General features: G+C 53.7%; 10 protein-coding genes and 5 pseudogenes. 8 read left to right on the forward strand and 7 right to left on the reverse strand.

Going from position 1 to position 21,568, the window contains the following annotated elements; translation table 11 throughout:
• The 6 genes and pseudogenes from tniN to AC3G3F_RS12990 form a co-directional block, all read left to right on the forward strand.
• On the forward strand, window positions 1-8,973 hold the full coding sequence (gene tniN / locus AC3G3F_RS12965) for a non-ribosomal peptide synthetase (protein ID WP_488395117.1): 8,973 nt from the start codon (window positions 1-3) through the stop codon (window positions 8,971-8,973).
• Window positions 8,974-8,988: 15 nt separating this feature from the next.
• Complete coding sequence (gene tniG / locus AC3G3F_RS12970) at window positions 8,989-10,227, forward strand: argininosuccinate synthase-related protein (protein ID WP_063390327.1); 1,239 nt, start codon at window positions 8,989-8,991, stop codon at window positions 10,225-10,227.
• Between the two features lie 19 nt (window positions 10,228-10,246).
• A complete protein-coding gene (gene tniD / locus AC3G3F_RS12975) occupies window positions 10,247-10,984 on the forward strand; it encodes a 2OG-Fe dioxygenase family protein (protein ID WP_053530170.1) in 738 nt (245 codons plus the stop codon).
• Window positions 10,985-11,105: 121 nt separating this feature from the next.
• Entirely contained in the window at window positions 11,106-12,374 is a 1,269-nt protein-coding gene (gene tniS, locus AC3G3F_RS12980) for a BGC-type serine--tRNA ligase TniS (RefSeq protein WP_488395119.1), read from the forward strand.
• A 159-nt stretch (window positions 12,375-12,533) separates the two neighbouring features.
• The gene (gene tniP / locus AC3G3F_RS12985; protein WP_079796436.1) at window positions 12,534-13,250 is read left to right on the forward strand and encodes a 4'-phosphopantetheinyl transferase; all 717 of its coding nucleotides are present in this window, start codon (window positions 12,534-12,536) and stop codon (window positions 13,248-13,250) included.
• A gap of 402 nt (window positions 13,251-13,652) precedes the next feature.
• Window positions 13,653-14,029, forward strand: a pseudogene (locus tag AC3G3F_RS12990) (transposase); the annotation flags it as partial.
• Here AC3G3F_RS12990 and AC3G3F_RS12995 read toward each other — a convergent pair.
• The 4 genes and pseudogenes from AC3G3F_RS12995 to AC3G3F_RS13010 all read right to left on the reverse strand — a co-directional run.
• Window positions 14,026-14,277: pseudogene (locus AC3G3F_RS12995) on the reverse strand (IS66 family transposase); the annotation flags it as partial. The pseudogenes AC3G3F_RS12990 and AC3G3F_RS12995 overlap by 4 nt on opposite strands.
• 41 nt (window positions 14,278-14,318) lie before the next feature.
• A pseudogene (locus AC3G3F_RS13000) lies at window positions 14,319-14,852 on the reverse strand (integrase core domain-containing protein); the annotation flags it as partial.
• 415 nt (window positions 14,853-15,267) lie between these two features.
• Window positions 15,268-16,323, reverse strand: a complete 1,056-nt coding sequence (dctP, locus tag AC3G3F_RS13005; RefSeq protein ID WP_488395121.1) for a TRAP transporter substrate-binding protein DctP — start codon at window positions 16,321-16,323, stop codon at window positions 15,268-15,270.
• A 144-nt stretch (window positions 16,324-16,467) separates the two neighbouring features.
• On the reverse strand, window positions 16,468-17,049 hold the full coding sequence (locus tag AC3G3F_RS13010) for a nuclear transport factor 2 family protein (protein ID WP_053510250.1): 582 nt from the start codon (window positions 17,047-17,049) through the stop codon (window positions 16,468-16,470).
• Window positions 17,050-17,161: 112 nt separating this feature from the next.
• Between AC3G3F_RS13010 and AC3G3F_RS13015 the strand changes: the two genes are divergently transcribed.
• Window positions 17,162-18,055: a LysR substrate-binding domain-containing protein gene (locus AC3G3F_RS13015; RefSeq protein WP_053510249.1), complete on the forward strand. Its 894-nt coding sequence runs from the start codon at window positions 17,162-17,164 to the stop codon at window positions 18,053-18,055.
• Window positions 18,056-19,238: 1,183 nt separating this feature from the next.
• On the opposite strand, the pseudogene AC3G3F_RS13020 reads toward AC3G3F_RS13015, so the two are convergent.
• The 3 genes and pseudogenes from AC3G3F_RS13020 to AC3G3F_RS13030 all read right to left on the reverse strand — a co-directional run bounded on the left by AC3G3F_RS13020 (window position 19,239) and on the right by AC3G3F_RS13030 (window position 20,180).
• A pseudogene (locus tag AC3G3F_RS13020) lies at window positions 19,239-19,480 on the reverse strand (hypothetical protein).
• Between the two features lie 12 nt (window positions 19,481-19,492).
• Window positions 19,493-19,621: a hypothetical protein gene (locus AC3G3F_RS13025; RefSeq protein ID WP_023246895.1), complete on the reverse strand. Its 129-nt coding sequence runs from the start codon at window positions 19,619-19,621 to the stop codon at window positions 19,493-19,495.
• Window positions 19,622-19,802: 181 nt separating this feature from the next.
• Window positions 19,803-20,180, reverse strand: a complete 378-nt coding sequence (locus AC3G3F_RS13030; protein ID WP_488395123.1) for a hypothetical protein — start codon at window positions 20,178-20,180, stop codon at window positions 19,803-19,805.
• Window positions 20,181-20,910: 730 nt separating this feature from the next.
• Between AC3G3F_RS13030 and AC3G3F_RS13035 the strand changes: the two are divergent.
• Window positions 20,911-21,568 (forward strand): annotated as a pseudogene (locus AC3G3F_RS13035) (hypothetical protein); the annotation flags it as partial.

The raw sequence follows: 21,568 nt of genomic DNA on the forward strand, positions 1-21,568 counted from the left end.
ATGAAAATAAATAATATAGTAGATTTTCCTGCTGCGATGACGCTGGTGTCACTGTTCGAAGAGCAGGTCAGAAAAACGCCTGACGAGGTAGCCTTAGTTTCAGATGAGATGACGCTTACCTTTCAGGAGCTAAACACGCTTGCTAACCGCCTTTCTGAACCTCTCAGAGAGCATGGCGTCACTGCGGGGAGTGTGGTCGGCCTGTGTATGCAGCGCTCTGCGATGGCTATTGCAACGTTGCTGTCCATTCTGAAGTCGGGTGCGGCCTATCTGCCCATTTCGACGGAGGCACCCGCCGAACGGCGAGCGTTTATGCTGCGTGACAGCCAGGCTATTTTGGTCGTGGCCGATGACGCGCAACTGGTGCATTTTGCCACTACCGACGTGATGGTATTGTCCGGGGAAGCCCTGGCCGCAGCGGCGCAAACCGCAGTGGATACCCGTCCCGCTCATCCTGTGACGTCTTCCGATGTGGCGTGGGTTCTCTATACCTCTGGATCGACAGGGCAACCAAAAGGCGTGCTCGGTAGTCATCGCGCCTGTGTCGTAAGGCTCCAGGCTATGTGGTCGCACCAGCCCTTCATCAGGGGAGAGCGCTGTTTCCTCAATACCGCTTTCACTACGGTCGACTCCTTCTGGGAAATTTTTGGACCGCTGTGTGCAGGGCATGCACTCTGCGTGCTGAATGATGACCTGTTGCGTGATCCTTCGCGCCTGCTGCCGGAACTGGCGACGCTAAAGATACGTCGTATATGTATGGTGCCCTCCCTGTTGGCGACATGGCTGGAAATCTACCCCTCGCTTTCACGTGTCGTCCCGGCGTTGCAGCTTTGGGTAGTGAGCGGAGAGGCGTTAACCGTTTCGCTATGCGAACGCTTTCGGATAGCGATGCCTGAGGCGCATCTGATTAATCAGTATGGCCTGACGGAGAGCTGTGCGGACATCACGACCTTTGATACCTGGGGCTGGACAGCTCCCCCGGACTATGGAAGCCACTATGTGCCTGTCGGCAAGCCGTTTGAGGGGACATCGATGGTGGTAGTGGATGCGGGACAGCAACCGCTCCCGGATGGACAGGCTGGCGAGCTATGCATAGCGGGACTCTCGCTGTGTAATGGTTATCTGAATCGCCCGGATCAGGAAGGGCAGCGATTTGTCTCCCTGAATATTGAGGGTGAGAACGTGCGGGTCCTGAGGACCGGCGATAAAGTCATCAGGCTGGCGAGCGGCGATCTGATTCATCTTGGGCGGATCGACAGCCAGATAAAACTACGTGGTTACCGTATTGAGCCAGGGGAAGTTGAAAACCTGCTGTGTGACCATCCGTCTGTGAAACAAGCGGCTATCGTTTTCGATGCTGACCAGCAGCGTCTTGTCGCTTTCCTCGCCGTGCGTGAGGGGACGTATGATGCTGAAGATGCGCTGATCGACTCATTGCGTCGCTACGCTGAGACAACGCTGCTGCCATATATGCGTCCGACCACCTATGTTCTCAACGACGTCCTTCCCATAACGGCGACCGGGAAGATTAACCGTCAGGCATTGCGCATTCCGGATGAGAATAAGCCTCCTCTTACGGCCTATGTTGAACCGCAGCAGGGTATCGAGCTAGATATTGCCCAGGCTATGGCTGAGGTACTGGGACTACAGCGTATCGGCGCGACTGATAACTTTCTTTATCTGGGCGGAAATTCGTTGCAGGCGATGAAAGTGATAGCCCTGTTGCGTACCCGAGTCACCGTGGACATCGTACCTTCCCTGTTTTTCCCTGACCCGACGCCGCGGGCTATCGCAAGGGCGTTGGCGGATGCCGGTGCCAGCCGCGCTGAGACAGAATTGCGGCCAGTGCAGCATGGACGTTACTGCCGGGCTTCATTTACCCAGGAAAGGCTCTGGGTTCTCGACCGTCTGGGGGGTGGCAAAGCGGCATATACGATAGTCTGGCACCTGCAAATGCAGGGCGAGGTTAATATCCCTGCATTGAACGCAGCGCTGAACGTGATCGTTGCCCGACATGACTCCCTGCGGACCCGGTTTCTGGAACGTGACGGTGAGTGTCTGCAGGAGATTATGCCTGCTGAAACCTTGTCTCTTGACGTTGAGTCTCTGACCGCAGGTGAATGCGAACAGCGTTTAAACCAGCTCGCTAACCGGGAATTTGATTTAACGCGCGGGCCGCTATACCGCTTTGAACTGCTGCAATCCGGCGACAGAAACTTTTCGTTAGCCATAGCACTTCATCATATCGTCTGTGACGGCTGGTCTGTCGACGTCCTGGCGCGCGAGCTGTGCGAGCTCTACACCGCCAGGGTGGAAGAGCGTGAAGCTATCCTGCCGGAACTGCCTGTTCAGTTTGCCGACTTTGCGCTGTGGCAGAGGCAGATGCTGGATAAGCCGGAAGCCGCGCGGCGCCTGGCGTACTGGAAAAACAAACTTCAGGGCGCACCGGCCGGGCTGGAGCTGCCGACAGATCGCCCCAGACCGGCAGTGGCAAGCTATCGCGGGGCACATGTGCCGGTCACGCTTGCTCCCGAAACGGTTGAAGCGCTGCGAGCCCTGGCGCAGCGCCAGGGGGTGACCCTTTATATGGTGCTGCTGGCGGCATTTCAGGTGGTGCTGTCGCGCTGGAGCGGTCAGGACGATGTCGTGGTCGGCTCGCCCGTCGCGGGGCGTATGCTGGCGGAAACGGAACCGATGATTGGCTTTTTCGCCAACACGCTGGCGTTGCGCGGAGATTTGTCCGGCAACCCGTCGTTTGAGACGCTGCTGCACCGGACGCGGCAGACCGCGCTGGAAGCTTACGAGAACCAGGACGTCCCCTTTGAACGGATCGTGGAGGCGCTACAGCCGGTGCGAGATCTTTCACGGCAGGCCATTTTTCAGGTGATGCTGGCCTTGCATCCGCAGTTCAGCGATCTACAGATGCCGGGGATATCCCTGCGCGCCGAAGAGAGGCTACCAGAAAGCGCAAAGTTCGATCTTGCGCTTGAGCTAACGGAGACCCGTGATGGGCTTTCAGGTCAGCTAGAGTATGCCCTCGATCTCTGGGACAAGGAAAGCGCAGAACAGATTGTCCAGTGCTTATCAACGTTGCTGCAATCTCTGCCCGACACCGTTGAATGCCCTCTATCGCAGCAGCCGCTGCTGACGGCTGCCGGGCAATATCAGTTGCTTACCGAATGGAACAACACGGCGGAAGATTACCCCCACGATCAATGCATCGCGTCGTTGTTTGAGGCTCAGGCAGAGCAAACGCCCGATGCGCTCGCCGTCTATTTTGATGGCGAGGAGATCGACTATCGTGAACTGGACCGTCGGGCGGAGCAGGTGGCTTCCCGCCTCGTGCACGCGGGGATTGGCCCGGATTGCGTGGTCGGGCTGTTTGTGGAGCGCTCCATTGAGATGATTTCCGGGCTGCTGGGGATCCTGAAGTCTGGAGCTGCCTACCTGCCGCTGGATACGGATTATCCGCCAGACCGGATCGCTTATATGCTGGAGGATGCGCAGGTTCCCGTTGTGTTGACCCAGCGCCGTCTCCTGGCGAGGCTGCCGGAGACGTCTGCCTGCTGCATGTTCATTGATGACGAAACTTCAGAGACGGCGCTCCCGCCCCGGAAAGCGCGCAACATCAATGCTCATCATCTCGCGTACGTCATTTATACATCAGGTTCTACGGGGCGTCCTAAAGGGGTGATGATTAGCCACTTCAGCATCCTGAATCACCTGAGCTGGATGCAAAGAACGCACCGGCTGACCCCCGACGACCGCGTGCTCCAGAATGCGCCTGTTAGTTTTGATGTCTCTGTCTGGCAGCTCTTCTGGCCGCTACTCAATGGTGCGGGGCTGGTAGTGACCAGCCCCGAAGGGCATCGCGACCTGAGCTATCTGTCCAGTTTAATTGAGTCGTCCCGGGTCACGGTTATGCATATGGTGCCATCGATGCTTCAGGCTCTGGTGGACATTGTGTCGCCGCATACCCTGCGTCGGGTCCGCGATTTTATTGTCGGTGGTGAGGCGTTGCCCCCGTCACTGCTACAGGATTTTTCCCAACGTTTTGACTGCAGACTACATAACCAATACGGTCCAACGGAAACCTCTGTAGAGGTAAGCTGGCATCAGTGCTCTGCCGATGAAGATCGTCTGGTCGTGCCGATTGGTGCTCCGCTAAGCAATACCCGACTGTACGTACTGGACAGGTATTTCAATTTATGCCCGGTTGGGGTGCCCGGTGAATTGTATATCGCCGGAGCGGGTCTGGCTCGTGGTTACCTCAACCGACCAGACATCACCGCTGAACGCTTCCTCCCGGATCCTTTCAGTGACGGGCAGAGAATGTATCGCACTGGCGATCTTGCCCGATGGACAGCCAGAGGCGTGCTCGAATATCTTGGCCGAATCGATCACCAGGTTAAAATTCGCGGCTTCCGGGTAGAAACGGGCGAAATTGATACCTGCTTGCTGGCGCACCCCGGTATCCACCAGGCGATTGTCGTTCCCTGGTCCAGTGAGCAAAAGCCGCTGCAGCTTGTTGCTTACCTTGTGCTGAAGGATCCGGCATTGCAGACTGCCGAGGTGCAGGTACATCTGCGCCGGTTCCTGCCAGAACATATGATTCCGGCGGCTTTCGTGACGCTGGGCGCACTGCCGTTAACCCCAAACAGCAAGGTTGATCGTAAGGCATTACCACCGCCAACTTTCGTGACGCGTCAGCGCCAAGCCGTGCCGCCGCGGACTTCAGAAGAGTTTGCGCTCTGCGAAATCTGGGGCCTGTTGCTAAATTGTCCTGAGGTCGGGATTGAGGACGATTTCTTCGCGCTAGGTGGACACTCCCTGCTTGCCATGCGCATGGTGGCAATGGTACGTGCGCGTCTCGGAGTCGAACTGCCGCTGCGTGAGATTTTTGATGCGCCAGTAATTGTGCAACTGGCATCACGGCTGGCGCATTATCAGGCCCGGGAGGAGGGCTCTTCTCCGATTGGCATTACGCCACGGGACGGCAATCAGCCGCTGAGACTGTCATTTTCTCAGGAGCGTCTTTGGTTCCTCGACCGTCTGGTTGAGGCCGGGGTGGCCTATAATGTACCTTGGTCGCTCGAGATGCGCGGCGAGCTACAGACCGCCGCGCTGGAGTGGGCAATTAATCAGGTGATTTGCCGCCACGAAAGTTTACGTACAGTATTCCGTAACAGCAACGGCACGGCCGTTCAAACGATCGTGCCAGCCGAGAATGAGTCCCTTGTGTCGCAATCTGTCCCGGAATATGCGCTCGATAATGTCTTGCAGACGGTAGCTGAGTATAAGTTTGAACTGCAAACCGGCCCGCTGTATCGCTTCCGGCTTTACCGGCTATCTGCTGAACGGCATGTGCTCGCCTTTGTCGCCCATCACATTATTTGCGACGGTTGGTCTGTCGACGTCCTGGCGCGTGAGCTGTGCGAGCTGTACACCGCCAGGGTGGAAGAGCGTGAAGCTATCCTGCCGGAACTGCCTGTTCAGTTTGCCGACTTTGCGCTGTGGCAGAGGCAGATGCTGGATAAGCCGGAAGCCGCGCGGCGCCTGGCGTACTGGAAAAACAAACTTCAGGGCGCACCGGCCGGGCTGGAGCTGCCGACAGATCGCCCCAGACCGGCAGTGGCAAGCTATCGCGGGGCACATGTGCCGGTCACGCTTGCTCCCGAAACGGTTGAAGCGCTGCGAGCCCTGGCGCAGCGCCAGGGGGTGACCCTTTATATGGTGCTGCTGGCGGCATTTCAGGTGGTGCTGTCGCGCTGGAGCGGTCAGGACGATGTCGTGGTCGGCTCGCCCGTCGCGGGGCGTATGCTGGCGGAAACGGAACCGATGATTGGTTTTTTCGCCAACACGCTGGCGTTGCGCGGAGATCTGTCCGGCGACCCGTCGTTTGAGACGCTGCTGCACCGGACGCGGCAGACCGCGCTTGAAGCTTACGAGAACCAGGACGTCCCCTTTGAGCGGATCGTGGAGGTGCTACAGCCGGTACGCGATCTTTCACGGCAGGCGATTTTTCAGGTGATGTTTGGCCTCTACTCGCCCGACCATCAGCTGCAGATGACAGGCCTGGAACTGGAGGGGCGCGAAGGTCGTACCCACAGTGCGAAAATCGACCTTAACCTTGAGCTGACCGAAACGGCTAATGAGGTATCTGGCCACATTGAGTACCTCACCGGCTTATGGGACGAGGAGACAATGTTACGTTTCAGCAGCCACCTGCTGAACGTTCTGCGAGACGTGGCGGTGGATAGCACGCGCCGCCTTTCTGGGGTGGATATGCTGGGGGAGCAGCAACGCTATCAACTGCTGACATCCTTCAATGCGACGCGTGCGGGTTATCCGACCGGGTATTTGTTGCATCACTTGTTTGAGCGTAATGCGCAGGAAAATCCACAGCGTCTTGCGCTGGTATTCAGACAGCAATCGTACACCTACGGCGAGCTTAACCGTCGGGCGAATCGGCTGGCAAATCATCTGATTCATTCCGGTATTGGCCCGGACGATCGCGTAGCGCTCCTGCTGGAGCGAACCCCCGCGATGCTGGTGGCACTTCTGGGCGTCCTGAAAGCAGGCGCGGCCTACGTTCCCCTTGATACTGGTTATCCGGAGGAGCGGGTCGAATACATGCTGCGACACTGCCAGCCGAAGCTCTTACTGGGCGGTGAAGATGATGTGGCCCCCTATGGCAGCACCGGCATACCTTGCCTCGTTCTGGATGATGAAGGCCATAGCCCGCTGATCTCTGGCGTTTCAGACTGCGATCCCGAACCGGTGCTGGTGGGGCTGACGCCCGAGAACCTTGCCTACATTATCTATACCTCAGGATCGACCGGACGCCCGAAAGGCGTGATGCTGCCCCACGGTGCAGTCATCAACTTCCTGTATGCAATGCGCGACCGTCTGGGCTTTACGGCGAATGATGGCATGCTTGCCGTGACGACGCCGTCATTTGATATCGCGGTGCTGGAGCTCTATTTACCGCTCATCACCGGAGGTCGAATTGTCTTAACCAGTCGTAAAGAGATGCGCGATGGTGCCGCTCTTGCCCGGCTCGTGGCCCATCGAGACGTTACTTTCATGCAGGCAACGCCGTCGACATGGCGAATGATGCTGGAAGCTGGCTGGCAGGGTAGTCCACAGCTCACAGCGCTGTGTGGTGGAGAGGCGCTCGATCGGGAGTTATGCAATCGACTGGTTTGCGCCACGCGTCGTTTCTGGAACATGTATGGCCCGACGGAGACGACGGTCTGGTCAACCTGTCAGCGTATTGAGGATGTCGACACGCCGATCTCGATTGGTACTCCTGTCGCAGAAACCACCGTGAGGATCCTTAACGGTCAAGGATTGTTGCAGCCCGTTGGCGTGGCTGGTGAACTGTACATCGGCGGGGCCGGGCTGGCGCGCGGCTATCTCTGGCAACCGGAGTTAACTGCTGAACGTTTCATCCCCGATAGGTACTCGGAGGAACCGGGAATGAGGCTGTATCGTACCGGAGATCTGGCCCGTTGGCGCAGAGACGGGACCATTGAATATCTGGGACGTAACGATCATCAGGTGAAGCTGCGGGGATTCCGTATTGAACTCGGGGAAATTGAAGCGTGTTTACAGGCGCATCCTGCCGTTCGCGAGTGCATTGTTATGGTCCGTGAGGATCGCACAGGCGAAAAACGGCTTGTTGCTTATATTGTGGCTAACGCGGATTTGGGGACATCCCCGGTTGCAGTGCTGCGCGCTCACGCTTCGCAAACGTTGCCCGAGTTTATGGTACCTACGGCAATAGTCACCCTACCGGCTTTCCCACTTACGCCAAACGGAAAAGTCGATCGTAATGCGATGCCTGAACCGGATCTGACGTCACTGGCCACTCGGGAGTATGCCGCGCCGAAGGGCCACGTGGAAATGGCGTTGGCGGAGATCTGGCAGCAACTGCTGGGGGTTTCCAGGGTGGGGCGTACCGATCACTTCTTTGAGCTGGGGGGACATTCTCTGCTTGCTCTGAGGCTCATAGAAGGCATCAACGCTACGCTGGGCGTTGAGTTTGCATTACGGGATCTCTTTGCCAATCCCGTTCTGTCTCAGATGGCGAAACAGCTGACCGCCCAGGATAAGAAGGACGTGGCAACGTCGGACAGGCCGAATCTGGTTCATCTGCGTCGCGGTCGTTCACCCGTTAAGCTCGTCTGTATTCATCCCGGCGGAGGCGGGGGAATTGGGGAAGCTTACGCTCCGTTGATTGGCGCGTTGAGTAAGGAGATGGACGTGACAGGCATCAGCGCCGTCGATCTCGATACGTTGACTAGACCGGAGGCTAGCGTTCCTGAAATCGCTGCAAATTATCTTCACCAGCTGTCTGACATTATTCAGACGCCGTGGATCCTTGTGGGGTGGTCAGCTGGAGGGCTCATTGCGTATGAGATGACGCGACTGGCAATGAAAAACGGTTGTATACCACTGGGGACGCTGCTTATTGACAGCTATCCACATACCCGTGACACGATGCCTGATGAACGCGAAGTTCGAGTGGAATTTTACGAATTTCTTCAGCGGATTGGCTGGCTGACGCCGCAGACGGGTGGGGGAAATAATGATGCACTTTCGTCGACGGAAAGCGCCTTGTTCGAAGCAATTCTCGGCAGGATGCAATCCAGCGGTGAAGAGCGGGTCAATATTACAAGAAATGAGCTGGAATATATTTACCAGGTCTTCTCAACATTGCAGGAGGCTTATTATAAATACCAGATCCCAGATTACGACGGGAATATAGATCTGTTTATTGCCAGAGATTCAGACACGGATCCCGGTGAGTTTTGGGCCAACAGGGTGAGGGCTGGATTAACAATTACGCCAGTGAATGGCACTCACTACAGCATGTTGTTCCAGGAAAATGTTACGCCGATAGCTCTGCGTATTCAGCAGCTCTGTGTGAACTACGACGCTCTCACGCAGTTTGATGAGTCATTTTAGAAAAAAAGGACTGTTATGAATAAGCAACAGAAAATTCGCAGTTTTGCGGATTTAGAATATATCACGGGGCGCTGCAAGCGAATTTTGACCCTGTTTAGCGGTGGGTTAGACAGCAGCTACGTGCTCAGCGAATTAGCAAAATACGAGCACTGTGAGGTCATAGCCCTCACTATCGATATGGGGGAAGGGGTCGAACGTGAAGACCTGGCGAATATCGCCGGACACTTTGGCGCGCGGTCTATTGTCATTGATGGGCGCGAAATCTTTGCCCGGGAGGCGGTATTGCCAGCCTTGCGCTGTAATGCGCAATACATGGGGCTGTACCCGATCAGTGCCTCTTTGTCCCGGCCGCTGATTTGCCGCATCGCTATTGAGGTCGCGGCGCAGCATGGATGCGATGCCATCATTCATACAGCCAACCAGTCACAAAACAGCCTGCGCCGCCTGAACGGCGCGCTCCGCCAACTGGGTTTTGACGGTTTTTACGGTAGCCCGTACGAATATTCAGCATTGACTCGTCAGGAAAAGCTTGAGGCATTGCAACGCTGTGGCCTGAGTATGTTTGAAGCGCGTGGTACGAGCGGGGATGCCAATCTTTGGTGTCGGGAGTTTGAGTCCGGCTGGCTGGACAATCCGGAAGATTTTCGGGTTCCGGCTGAACTGTTTACCTGGACGGCGCAGCCTGTGGGGGAACGAGGGCCAGCCCGAATAGCGGTTCGCTTTGAAGAGGGCGTTCCCGTCTCTGTTGACGGGGTCCGGCTCCCGTTGGTCGAGTTGATTGCTGAGCTGAATCATCGCGTTGGTGCCTACGGAATCGGACGATACTGTGGCCTGGAACATCTGGATGACGGTGAAAAGGTGCTTGAGGTTCGTGAGGCGCCCGCAGCCTGTTTGCTGATGAATGCCTGTCGCCACCTTGAGATGGCGACATTAGATCCTGAGCTCTTACGCGAAAAAATATCGCTCGAGCAGGTATGGGTGAGAGAAGCCATCGAAGGTCGCTGGTTCTCAGGGTTAAAAATGTCAGTAGAACAGTTTATCAACCAGTATAAAGAAAAAATCACTGGCGACGTGGAATATATTCTACGGGAAGGCGTAGCTGATGCGTGTTCAATACGTGCGCAGCAGCCGCTTTATTTAACTGAACGGGATGAATGGGAAAAGGAAATAGCGGCTATTCGTGGAGCGCGCACGCTAAAAGAGCTGGAAGAGGTTAGCTCTGTTTATCCCCATTCACTGGTTAATCAAAAATAACTCAAACGGATTAATAAAAATGAATATGACTGATGAAGTGAATATCGCTAAATACACGGATATGGCATCTGACCTTACCGACAAATTCTATATTACGGGAAATGTTGATGAAGCCTTTTCTAATACCATCACCCGCACGACGGCGTGGAGAAACTTTGCAAAAAGCTGGTTTGATTTGCAGCAGGACGGGTACATGGCGGACGGGGGGACTTATCGCAGCCGGCGCTACGCCGAGTTTCTCGTCGATCCGGCCCGCCAGAGCGTGGAGGTGCAGCCGCAGGTGCCCTACAGGCAGTCAAAGGCCCTGAATTACCTGAACGGCGATGTTGATCGGCATTACCTGTCCATTGCGCCAGAGACGATTAGCAATGAGGCATTCTGTCATATTTTGCTGGAGTGCGCCCGGATACTGGCGGTAAAGCACCCGGAAACCCTCTGGCGTGCGCGAATATTCCAGAATCGTATTTCTGCCCAGCGTCGTGAACCGGGTTCACCTACGCCAGAGGGTATTCACCGTGACGGTGCAGATTATGTTCTTACCATTCTGAGCGACAGGCAGTCCGTTGTTGGCGGGGAGAGTTCCATGTATAGCGCTGATGGTAACACGCGGTTAAGTTCAATGCTGATGCGCGATCCGGGGGACTTTATCCTTTTAGACGATCGGCAGACCATGCACGGCGTCACGAATATTGAGTGCGAAAAGCAAGCTGACACGGGGTATCGCGATGTCATGGTTGTAATGTACACCGCAGAGTAATATGCGAGAGCGGTCGACAGCCAGTTGCTGTCGGCCGTTCCTGATGCTGTGTGTTTTTTATCGTATGACTGGTCACGGTGACCTGGTAAGACACTCAAGGAATATGATTAATGGAGCCTGTATGATAGATATGCAAGAATTGAGTGCCAGAATGGATGAAATGAAGCGTAACGTGGTTTCCCGTGGTATTCAATGCAATGTGGATGAGATCGTCCTGGCGTATTCGAAATACAAAGCGTGCACGCAGAAACTGGACTCGCTGCGTGCCAGCATGAATCAATTATCCCGTAAAATCGGAACAGACGGCTCTCTGGATCGCGAGGCTATTCAGCAGGCGAGTGCACTTAAAAGATCGATAGTGGATCTTGAGCCTCAGGAGAAGATGTATCGGGAGAGTTTCCAGACGGCGATGCTGACTCTACCTAACTGGATCCCCTCAGACACGCCTCAAGGGTTAAGTGATAATGAGAACGTCGAAATCAAACGTTGGGGGGCGCTGCCAGCAATAGACAATGCCCGGGATCATCTTGAGATCGCGCAGCGGTTAGATCTCATTGATTTCGAGTCAGGAACGAAGGTTGCGGGGAAAAAATTCTATTTCTTAAAAAATGAAGCCGTCATGCTGGATTTGGCCCTGCAAGCCTTTGCTCTAAAGATTGTGCAGAAACACGGTTTCATTCCGCTACAAACCCCTGATTTAGCAAAGAATTCAATTCTGGAAGGGATCGGTTTTTCACCCAGAGGCAATGAAAGCAACATTTATCGGGTTGAGAGTACGGATTTGAGTCTTATTGCCACTGCGGAAATTACTGTAGGGGGGATGCACTCTGATGAAACATTAGCACTGGATAAGCTGCCGTTAAAATATGTTGCCCTGAGCCACTGTTTCCGCACTGAGGCTGGTGCATCGGGGAGGACATCTAAGGGACTGTATCGCGTACACCAGTTCAACAAAGTTGAAATGTTTGTCTTTTGCGCGCCCGAGGATAGCCAGCGTTTGCATGAAGAGATCCTGCAAATTGAAGAAGAGATTTATCAGTTACTCAATCTGCCTTATCGTGTGTTGCGAATCTGCGCTGGAGATCTTGGCGCTCCGGCGTCTAAGAAATATGACATTGAAGCCTGGATGCCTGGCAAAGACGGTGGAGAATATGGCGAGGTCACTTCAGCGAGCAACTGCACTGATTTCCAGGCACGTCGTTTAGGGATTCGATATCAAAATAATGATAAATCGCTGCGGGGATATGTTCATACGCTTAATGGCACTGCTATCGCGACCAGTCGTGTTATATTAGCCATCCTGGAAAACTATCAACAGCCGGATGGTAGTGTGGTCGTCCCTCAAGTTCTTCAGGATTATATGGGCCTGGATAGTATTAAACCAAGGTAAACTCTTTATGTTATTGAGGGAGGGCGTATTTGGCCCTTTCTTCATGTTTATAATATTTAAAGAATGATGGTTTATATTTATATAGGTCTGATTGCCGTTATTGAAATAGTATGTGGATAGTAAAGAGTGTAATTATTTGATGTTTTTTGGGAGGCGAGCATGTTTACGAAACAATTTACAAAGTATAGTAGGGGATTTGTACATACCTTACAATGCGGGTTTGTTACTGCTCATCCGGAGGTGAAATACTGCATCGTTGATTTCGATCCTGAACATTATAACGATCGGTTATTTGACAGTTTAGCTATACAGCTACCATTAGCACTGGAGCAATCTTGTATCAAACGAAAGGCTGAATATCTTGCAGTAAGGTATGCGGCTAAAGGCATTCTATCTATGGCTGGCTGCAAACATATTCCTGGAACAGCTATGGATAGAAGTCCAGTCTGGCCAGTTGGTTGGTGTGGCAGTTTGTCACATTCGAATAATTCTGCTATCGCACTTATAGCATCTGAAGCTATAGGCGTTATGCCGGGTGTAGATTTGGAATTTTTAAGAAAAAATGAAATATTAGGAGTAGCGGGTTTATTAGCCAGAGATGAGGAGCTTGCTTTAATAAAACACACTAATATAGATTATGAGAATGGTCTGTACTTATTGTTTTCAATTAAAGAGAGTTTATTTAAGTCACTTTATCCTGAACTGGGTGAGAGGAAGGCGGGGTTTAAAGATGTTCGTGTTATTGGTATTGATACAATAAGTGGGGATGTTACCCTTGAATTAACGAAAACGTTATCATTATATTATGTTGAGGGTTTTCAAATAACTGGTAAATATATCATTGATACTAATATGATAATCACGCTGGTGCTATGAATTCATAACTCAAAATATAAAGTAATATTTTCAGACTGCTGACAAAGTGCATTTTGTGAGTTTCGCCCGGCGGCACTACGCTTGCACGGGACGACAATGAAACGTGCAACATATTGATATTTTTGCGCAATGTAGGCCGGTTAAACACAGCGCCACCCGGCAAGAAAGACAGGTCAATTGTTTATGAAAGGGTTTGTCATTAATCTCAGCACATGTTAATTAATAACATGTGCTCGTAATATGGCGGTGAGGAGGGGATTGACTCGCTTCGCTCGCCCGGCGGGCGGCCTGTTAGCTGCGCGTATAGTCTGTCCAACTGGCTGTCGCCAGTTGTCGTGATCTTACCCAGCAATAGTGGACACGCGACTAAGTGAGTAAACTCTCAAGTAAGAGGTGACTCACATGACAAAACCAGCATCAACCACCAAAAAGCCACGCAAGCAACATACGCCTGAATTTCGCGACGAAGCCCTGAAACTGGCTGAACGCATTGGTGTGGCCGCAGCCGCCCGCGAACTTAGCCTGTATGAATCACAGCTTTATGCCTGGCGCAGCAAGCTGAAGAATGCACATTTCTCTTCCGAGCGTGAGCAGGAAATGGCGGTTGAAATTGCCCGCCTTAAGCGGCAACTGGCGGAGCAGGCTGAGGAGCTGACCATTATCCAAAAAGCCGCGACATACTTCGCGAAGCGCCTGAAATGAAGTATGTCTTCATCGAAAAACATCAGGCTGAATTCAGTATCAAAGCTATATGCCGTGTACTTCAGGTTGCCCGCACCCGACCGGTCAGCGTATCGCTTTCTTTCTGAAGCACCTTCAGGTCAGCTTCCATCTGTGCGATACGGCGGGATACCTTTTCGGAACGACTGCCGAAGTTCATCCGGCGCAACTTGTCCAGTTGCGCCTGCAGATAGTCGATTTCGCGCTCCCGGTTGCTCAGCTTTTCCTGCAGGGCGTGGATCAACGTTTCCTGTTCAGCCAGGCGCTGTTTCAGCAGAAGGATATCGTCAGAAGGGGCGTTGTTCATAAGTCCCTATTTTACCAAGCTTATTTGTAAATAGACCCGTTTTAGTTCCATGCATTTTTTGAGATCCCGGCCAGATAATGGTGTTGTCGGTATTCCTCCGGCGTCATATTGTTCAGCGATTCATGCGGGCGTTCACAGTTATATTCTGATAACCATTTCTCTGTGATTTCCCGCACTTCATTCAGTGTTCTGAACAGATAAAAATCGAGTGTTTCTGTACGGTATGTCCGGTTAAAACGCTCAATGAAAGCGTTCTGCGTTGGCTTACCCGGCCGGATAAACTCCACTTTTACCGCATGTTTCTCTGCCCATTCAGCCAGTGCCAGCGAGATAAATTCCGGTCCATTATCCATGCGAAGCATGGCCGGATAGCCGCGGTTTGCCGCGTTCCTGTCGAGCACCCGGACCACTCGTGGGGCTGGCAGATTCAGATCGATTTCAATCGACAACGCCTCACGGTTAAAGTCATCAACAACATTGAACGTGCGAAAACGACGGCCACAGACCAAAGCATCATTCATAAAATCGACAGACCAGCTCTGGTTCAGCACTTCCGGTGTGGCCATTGCCGGGGGATAGCGTTCGGTCAGGTGGTTGCAATCCGCATTGTCATGGGCCTTTGTCCAGGTAGTATACGATTGCCATTGCGCGACTTCGATCAACGGCCAGGGATGATTGGGCAGGACCGACTGATACAGGGTGGTGCTGATAAAACCGGGTGCTTTCGTCAGGCTGGCAGTACGTGAATCCCACGCTTTAACCACGCTGGCGATATCCCCTGGAGAGACATTAACTGGTGTGATGGCGTTAACTGGTGCCTGCGGTTGTTTGAGCTCAAGGGAGGTTGCCGTCAGCACGTATCTGGAAGTGATAAGGAAGGTGAGCAACAGCAATCGGGACAGTTTTTTATCATGACCTCACTCCTGGGATTCTGAATACTTCCTCGACCGCCTGCTCAGCGATTTTCACTGCGCAGGCGGTTTATTCGTTTTAGCGCGCCTTCTGCTGCATCGCGCTATCCATGATGGCGTTAACCTGCTTCATCACCGTTCCTGCATCGTTAACGCCTTTCGCTTCCTGTTCTTTTACCCACTTAGCCTGCGCGGCCTGGTAGTGGGTGGTGGCTTGCCATTGTGCAACTTCTTGCGGTTTCAGGATACGCACCGAGGCACCGACGTTACGCAAATCGTCTATCTGGGTGTTAAAGCTGTGGTCCATCTCTGAGCCTAAGGACTGATACGCAGTTTGCGCTGCGCGCTGGATGGCTGCCTGGTCTTCCGGGGATAGCTTGTCCCAGGTTTTTTCGTTCATCGCCAGAATATAGAGATGTCCCAGCCACAGCTCTTTGGAAATCAGCACGTTGGGCGCGTACTGATACGCTTTCAGATCGTAACCGCTGTCGACGTTCAGCATCATGCCATCAATCGCGCCGGTTTTCAGCGCGTTATAGGTAGGTTCGCCCCAGGGCATGGTTACCGGTGTTGCGCCAGCGTTTTGCAGAAAATCCCGGTGCCAGAAGCTGGCGGAGCGCCATGTACCACCCTTAATCTTGCCCAGATCTGGCATCGTTTTGCTGCTGAAAAAGGCCAGTGGATAGCCAGTTTCCAGAAAAACGCTCACCACATTATTTTTCTTCAGCTCTGCCGGGAAGGCAGGAACGTCAGCGTATACGTGACGGAAGAATGCAACCTGTTGCGCACCGGTTGGGCCGACAGGAAAGCTTTTGAAGATTTGATGCAGCGGTAGCTGGTCGGCGTTGTACTCCGGCACAACGGTTGCCATATCAACATCGCCCTTGCTGACTTTGCTTAACGCCTCATTGCTGGTGTTAAGCTCTCCGCCCCAGTGAGCGTCGATCTTCAGGCGACCCTGCGACTCTTTTTCAATCGCCGGGAAAAATACGTCGTTAATAAAACGTGTACGCATGCCTCCCAGTGGCTCATGATCGCTGTAGGTGAGCGTCTGGCTTGCCGACGCAACGGCGGGCAGCAGCGACGTCGCGAGTAATAGAGCCATTAGTTTTTGGTGTAAATATCTGGTTTTCATCCGCATCCTTCGCTTAGGTAAAATAGTTTTTCGGCGTTGCCGTGGGTGGCCGAGGGTATTTTCTCTTTATCTTCCTGATTACAGCAAAATATGACGTTATTCACTGGCAAAACGATCGGTTAGCGGCATCGCTCAACTGAAGCATCAGGCTGCAAGCCAGCGCTCGCCCGCTTCCTTCATGTGTTTTTCAAGGTCGCTGCCTCGGGTTGCGAAGACGCGGTTGACCGGGAAGCCGCTTTTATCCAGCAGATAAGCCAGTGCGGCGTATTCGCGCGGATACTTCGCCACTGTTTCTTGATCGATATCGACGATACCGAGCGGGAAGGTGAAGCCGCCCATATCGTAAATACTCTGACGGTGGAACAGTTTCCAGACGCCGTTGCGTTTTTCCGCCATGTCGTAAAAACGGTTGTGGGTGGTGCAGCCGATATTAAGCCTCACGTTTTCAGCGATGATCATCGCGTTAGTTTCGACAATTGCCTTAGTGGCGTCAGCATTGAAGGTGACGACCGGCGTGCCGATCAGATGTTTGGTACGTGCGTCCGATGCCCCCATGCGCATTGAACCGTCGACAAAATCGCTGGCCAGACCTTCAAACCAGGTGATCTCAATCGTGCCATCCGGGTGGAACAGATTGCGGAGTTGCTCCCACTCGCCCAGATCGCGGTAGATCCATCCCGTAAGCAGGTCGGTAATTTGTTGACGATCTTCCAGATAAGTATGCATAGCGTGTCAGCTCATAATTTAGGAGGGACTTCAGTTTGGTCGCGATTAAAGATAAAATCCAGTAGATGAAACTGACCAATTATTCAGTTTAAATGAATGATGGGAGTTGTATATGGAACTACGTCACCTGCGCTATTTTCTCGCCGTCGCGGAGGAGGGCCATTTTGGTCGCGCCGCCGAGCGGTTAAATATTGTACCGCCTGCACTCAGTATGCAAATCAAAGCGCTGGAAGAGGAACTGGGCGGCCCGCTGTTTATGCGCACCAGCCGGAAAGTCGTGTTGACCGAAGCCGGGCGGCTGTTGCAGGTAGAGGCGCAGCGTACGATGGATCAGGCTGAAAACGCCCGGCTGGCGGTGCAGCGCTCAATACGCGGCGAAAGCGGCCGGGTCCGTGTCGGTTTTGCCGGAAACGCCGTGTTCAGCGGTAAACTGACAAAAGATATGCGGGCGTTTCGCAAAGCCTACCCTGATGCTGAGCTGGTGGCGCGTGAAGTGGCGCCGCTGTTGCAGGCGGATGCGATCCTCTCCGGGCAGCTCGATATTGGTTATACGCCGGATCACAGTCTCCTCCACGTCCCGGGACTGTTGTCTGAAACGGTCGGTGTCTGGAACCGTCTGGTGGCTATCGCCGACGATCATCCGCTGGCCAAACAGCCATATCTGACGGTGGATATGCTGGCGGATGAGCCTATCATTTTTTACGATACCCACAGCGCGGATGAGCCGCTTTACACGGCGCTCACCCGAATACTGGGCCGCGCGCCCCAGACTGCGCATCGTACCTCCAGCACCCTGAGCGTTCTCACCCTGGCGGCGGCAGGGCAAGGGCTGGCGCTGGTGCCGGAGCCGCTGCTGAATATTTCTATACCGGGGCTGGTGTACCGTCCGCTGGATGCTCCGGAACTGTCGGCTAATCTGATGCTGATCAGCAGAAAGATCGAGAATAGCGGTGCGGTACAGGCTTTCCTGGCTATCGCGCGTGAAAATGCGCGGTTTACTTGTTAGTGCAATAGCGGGCAATCCCTCATTCGTGATTATATGGCCATATTCATGTGGGTACTCAACCACAATAGTATGATCAGTCCAGTCGTTCTGTTTGCTGTTTACCACCTTGATCTTACTGCCATCGATAGCGATCACCCTATTTGTAAACATTTACATTCGCCGATCCAGGTCAATACAGGTTCAGCAGGTGTTCCTGATACCTTTACCGTTATTTTTCTGAAGTTGGTAATGGTTTTAAAGTCAGGGAGTAATCGCTCAAGTAACCACATAAACTCAGCGTGCCGGTGAGCGAATCTACCGGGTAACTCAGATTTCTTCATACACCCTGCGCTCTTAGCCGACTATCAAATTTGCCCAGGTGATCAAAACATTGCACGGTATAGAGGCGATCGTTTACTGTTTTAGGCTGCCGCCACAGTGCTTTGCCAGCGCCTTCATTTCACTGCCTAACCTGCCCGTACCCTTTCCCCCATGATTTTGAAAACACAAACGGTCTCCGGCGTATGCTTTTTGGCTGCGCCAGAACGATACCTTCACGCCGGAGTGGCAGCTTGTTGAGGTACAGGGAGTTTCAGCCAGTACTCGGTATGGACTGCCTGCCAGAGCAGGAATTCTCCGGGGCATCATGCCCCCCTCGGTATCGATCTTTTTCTCCTCTTTTTTGCTGACAGCGGCCCAAAAAGGACGTATCAGATTAGGGAAAATGCGCAGAAGCCCTTAAAACAGTGGCATAACGCGGTGTGGTGGTTGTGCGTCACTTTGTCGCTTTGCGCGACGCAAAGTGACGCACCGGTTGAGGGCCGGGCGCGAAAGATCGCGGATTCTGGCGCAGATTGACGGTCACGCGGCAGCAAAGCCTGGCGGCAATGCAGCCCGTAGCCCGTAGGGTAAAGGAGGCTGATCCTCAGCCGGACAGGGATTTACCCGGAAATTTCAGATGTCGTGGAATGCTGACCAGAGTGCTGGCGCAGCGAAAGGACGTATTGTCGGTAAAGTATGACCTCTGTCGCAGTGACCTGCGAGCCGGTGTTTGCGGAGGTATTCACCGGTAGGGGCTGCCATCCTGAGTTCCTCAGGCGCTTCTTTCAGGCCGTGAAGCATGGGCGCTGCCAACGACAGCATTGTGCAATCCGGAGCTTACATCCGGTCGATGGACGTGAAAAGGTGATTGTTTTTTGTGATTTCAGAGGGGTCTCTCAGAGCTCAGGAGGCCACAGTGAAATAACAGAGAGAGCTTGTCTTCCCGCATCCGGCGGTATTCAGCCGCTTCGAAAATATCACGCAGGCGCTGGAGCTTCTCGGCGAGGATAAGCAAAAGGACAAAATTCGGCCCAATCTCATCAGGATTTTCCAGCATCACCCCGTCAGAATACGGGCACGGTCCACCAGTTCACGGGCATCGGGTTCAACAGGTTTCAGGTTCATGATTTCCTCCTTTCACTGTACCCATTCACCGCCCCGGATACGGGCGATATCCAGCAGCAGTGACTTCATCGCCCGACTCACCGCACACAGCGTATTGATCAGCGGCTCATCAGCATTCTGGGTATCGGGTCTGCGCACCATTCATCAAACCGGAGGTGTATCCGGGCGAATATTGTCGCCAGCCTGTCCATCTCCACACGCTCTACGGGCCGTTTTTGGTTATGATCGCTAAAGATGTCATCTGCAAGCTGACGCAGATCGTTGATAACCGGAAACAGTCCGCCGGGAAGCTGTGGGTTGGCACTGTCAAAGCGGAACGTCGTCAGGCGCAGGGCAAAATCGTAAAGTACCGATGCCAGCAACTGGCGCAGATGGTGAAGTTTTCCGGGGGGGTAATGGTTACAGTCGGCCAGGGCCGTGACAGTGCGGGACTCTGCAAGGGCCAGGGTGCTGTGGATTTCCAGGGCAAGACGGAGTGGATATTGATCGGCGCGGGACAGAGGGCGAGAGGGAAAACGTTCGTTCCAGAGATCGGATTCGCTGAGCCAGTGAAGGATGTTGTCGTGGTGCAGGACCCTGCCGGAGTGGGGCCCCGGATATCCAGAAGCTGGATCAGTTCGTCGTTATCTTCACGGGACTGGGGAATATAACCGTGGCGATCGAGCTTTTTTCTGAGTTCAGAGAGCGGAATAACCATCATGATGGTGCTCTCCTGTCAGGGGTAACAGGCCATCATCGGAGTTCTCACGCTCATGGTGATGGCCCAGAACAGGGGTGATAAACCGGCCTAACAGGACACCGGCCAGCCCGAAGGCTGCCCTGCCTGAGCCACCATTGAACGTCGTGCACAGATATATACTGCGCACATCAACGGCAGTTCAGGGCGATAACGGTAAACCATTATCGCCTGTTAGTTTCGACGGGTTCCTACACCCGGCAGCCCCTTCGGGACTGCGCGGGTGTTGTAGTCCATTGCGGCGCGACAGAAAAGCGACATCCGGCACATAGCCGGGGTTCATCCAAAGAGAAGCCTGCCTGAGGTGGCGTATGTATCAGAATACATACGCCACCTCAGGCAGGTGCGGAAACATCCGGACCATAGCATGGCTGGCAGAGCTGCTGGCTGGAGGGGGTATAGAATCGATTTGGGGAAGCGTTCTGAACGCTCTTTTCTGCATCAGCCCTGCCTTTTTGTTTTTAGCCCTGTAGCCTTTTCGGGCAGGGTCGTTACCTTTATGCGCCATTACCCAGGCCTTTTCCCTTTTTGATTCTTCGTGCTGCGGCGATGCCGTACAGGGATGAAGGAGCCCTATGTCAGTCCGGCGTATCAGATATGCCGGTAACATCCTGAAATGAAAAATTGTACTGAATACAGGCTATTGCGCGGAAAATAAACGCACTTTTATCATGGTGTCAGGGAACAGAGATTCATGGGAAACACCTCAGCCAGTACTACCGGTGCTGCCGTCAGTACACCACCACGTCCCTTTATCCGGGCCTTTCCGGTCCCTAAAAATAACCGGGGGCACGCGTTCAGCAGCATTAACGACATTCTGGCTCATCTTCAGGGAGAGCCCACCGGACACTGGCTCATTGGCAGTAACGGGATGTGGCATGGCGGGATTCATATCACCGATGCCACCACGCCGTGGTGCGCCCTGAGTGGGAAAGCACCACAGGAGGTGATGGAGTACCCTGTGCCCGGGAAAGGCGAGCAGGCCATACGCTGTATGGCAGACGGTGAGGTTGTCGCTTACCGTATTAACCGGGACTACCTTACTCTGCCGTGGGAGTCGGGCGATTTGTTTTATTCCTCGTCCTTCGTGCTGGTCAGGCATCATATCCAGCCGGGACAAACCGCTGCCAGCTCCCTGACGTTTTACACGCTGTATATGCACCTGGCCACGTGGTCGGCGTATCCCGAAGAAAGCACGGCGTACAAAGTGGCTGACGGTCAGCACCTGAAAGCGTATGTTAACGATACCCTGCAATGGACCGCCACCACACTGAAGCCCGGTACCCGCGTGAACTGGAATAAATCAGACCCGGCAGCACAGATGACCGCTCGCGGGCGACGGTATGCGCACG

The organism is Salmonella sp. FC25216 (assembly GCF_057751355.1).

Bases quoted from the DNA above. Each gene is read 5' to 3' on its own strand.
- tniN (WP_488395117.1), top strand. From the start codon at position 1: ATGAAAATAAATAATATAGTAGATTTTCCTGCTGCGATGACGCTGGTG.
- tniG (WP_063390327.1), top strand. From the start codon at position 8,989: ATGAATAAGCAACAGAAAATTCGCAGTTTTGCGGATTTAGAATATATC.
- tniD (WP_053530170.1), top strand. From the start codon at position 10,247: ATGAATATGACTGATGAAGTGAATATCGCTAAATACACGGATATGGCA.
- tniS (WP_488395119.1), top strand. From the start codon at position 11,106: ATGATAGATATGCAAGAATTGAGTGCCAGAATGGATGAAATGAAGCGT.
- tniP (WP_079796436.1), top strand. From the start codon at position 12,534: ATGTTTACGAAACAATTTACAAAGTATAGTAGGGGATTTGTACATACC.
- dctP (WP_488395121.1), bottom strand. From the start codon at position 16,323: ATGAAAACCAGATATTTACACCAAAAACTAATGGCTCTATTACTCGCG.
- AC3G3F_RS13010 (WP_053510250.1), bottom strand. From the start codon at position 17,049: ATGCATACTTATCTGGAAGATCGTCAACAAATTACCGACCTGCTTACG.
- AC3G3F_RS13015 (WP_053510249.1), top strand. From the start codon at position 17,162: ATGGAACTACGTCACCTGCGCTATTTTCTCGCCGTCGCGGAGGAGGGC.
- AC3G3F_RS13025 (WP_023246895.1), bottom strand. From the start codon at position 19,621: ATGGTGCGCAGACCCGATACCCAGAATGCTGATGAGCCGCTGATCAAT.
- AC3G3F_RS13030 (WP_488395123.1), bottom strand. From the start codon at position 20,180: ATGATGGTTATTCCGCTCTCTGAACTCAGAAAAAAGCTCGATCGCCAC.